Annotated in this window: 1 protein-coding gene; it reads right to left on the reverse strand. The window is 44.6% G+C overall.

Annotation, left to right across the window (positions count from 1 at the left end; all coding sequences use genetic code 11):
• On the reverse strand, window positions 1-1,834 hold a 1,834-nt coding region (gene glmS / locus QVP40_RS11685; protein ID WP_288200536.1), incomplete at its 3' end, for a glutamine--fructose-6-phosphate transaminase (isomerizing).
• Window positions 1,835-1,941: the final 107 nt, after the last annotated feature.

Below are 1,941 nucleotides of genomic sequence, written 5' to 3' on the forward strand. Positions count from 1 at the left end.
CCACCGTTACACTTTTCGCCAGATTCCTCGGCTTATCTACATCCAGTCCTCTGGCCACACTGACATAATACCCGAGCAGCTGCAGGGGTACCACAGCAAGTGAGGCTGTAAAATGCGGGTCTGTTCCCGGTATATAGACTGTAAAATCCACAGTATCTTCTATATTATAGTTTCCAAATCCTGTCAGTCCCATCAGATATGCTCCGCGGCTTTTGCACTCCACCATATTGCTGACTGTTTTTTCAAAAAGCTCCGGCTGGGTCAGTACACCGATCACCAGTGTTCCGTTCTCAATCAGGGAGATGGTTCCATGCTTCAGTTCTCCTGCCGGATATGCCTCTGAATGAATATAACTGATTTCTTTCATTTTCAGACTGCCCTCAAGACTGACCGCATAATCAATGCCTCTTCCAATAAAGAAAACATCCCTGGCATTTACCTGTTTTGCGGCAAACCACTGAAGCCGTTCTTTGTCCTCCAGTATTCTTTTTATTTTTCCGGGAATTGTTTTAAGCTCCTGGATATAATCTTTGTACTGTTCTTCTGTAATATGTTTTTTTGCAAAGGCAAACTGAATTGCCAGAATATAGGATGCCATAAGCTGTGTGCTGTAGGCCTTTGTTGTGGCAACTGAAATTTCCGGTCCTGCCAGAGTGTAAAACACATGGTCTGCTTCTCGCGCAATGGAGGAGCCTACTACATTTACAACAGCCAGAGTACGCACACCTTTTTCCTTTGCCTCACGAAGGGCCGCCAAGCTGTCTGCTGTCTCTCCTGACTGGCTGATAATGATCACAAGGCCGTTTTTATCAAGGAGAGGCTTACGGTATCGGAATTCTGATGCCACCTCCACCCGCACCGGGATTCCTGCCATATCCTCAATGACGTACTGAGCTGTCATTCCCACATGCCAGGCTGAACCGCAGGCCACTATATAAATACAGGAAATATTATTGATGATCTCCTCTGTAAATCCCATTTCTTCAAGATTTAAAGAACCATCCTGCAAAACAGAATTAAGGGTATCTTCAACCGCTTTTGGCTGTTCATGGATCTCTTTCATCATAAAATGCTCATAGCCTGCTTTTTCTGCCGCCTCTGCATCCCACTCGATGACCCTGGGCTGCTTTTCGATTTCTTCCCCGTCCAGATTATAAAAGGTGATCTCACCTTTTTTTACCCGGGCCATCTCCATATTTCCAATATAATAAACATTTCTTGTATACTTCAGAATTGCCGGAACATCTGAGGCAATATAGGACTCGCCGTTTTCAGTTCCCAGTATCATGGGACTGTCTTTGCGGGCTGCAAAAATTTCCTCAGGATAGTCCTTAAACATAAGCGCAAGTGCATAGGAACCTCTGATGCGCACCATTGCATGATTAATCGCGTCTACCGGAGTTCCTTCATATTTTTTGTAATAATAATCCACAAGCTTCACTGCAACCTCTGTGTCTGTGGAGGAATGAAACACATAGCCCTTGCGGAGAAGTTTTTCCTTTAATTCCTGGTAATTTTCAATAATCCCATTATGAACCGCTGTTACATTTCCGTCATCACTTCTATGGGGATGGGCATTTGCAGTTGAGGGCTCTCCATGAGTTGCCCAACGGGTATGCCCGATTCCGCAGGTTCCCGGAACCGACGCTCCATGATCCGTTTTTTCTGCCAGAATCTTCAGCCTGCCTTTTGCTTTGATGACTTCTGTTTCTTTTTCTCCGTCCCGGATGGCGATTCCTGCCGAATCATAGCCACGATATTCCAGCCTGGAAAGTCCGTCCAAAAGGATTGGCGCAGCCTGATGTTTCCCTGTAAATCCTACAATTCCACACATTTTTCATACTCCTCTACTATTCATACTACGGAATATTTTATTCCTCGTCATCAATTTACTGTGCTATCATAACATAGTATTTCCTGATTTTCAATATTATGGACAAA

It is taken from the genome of Blautia sp. CAG:257 (genome assembly GCF_000433815.1).
In the GTDB taxonomy this organism is placed as follows: domain Bacteria; phylum Bacillota; class Clostridia; order Lachnospirales; family Lachnospiraceae; genus Blautia_A; species Blautia_A caecimuris.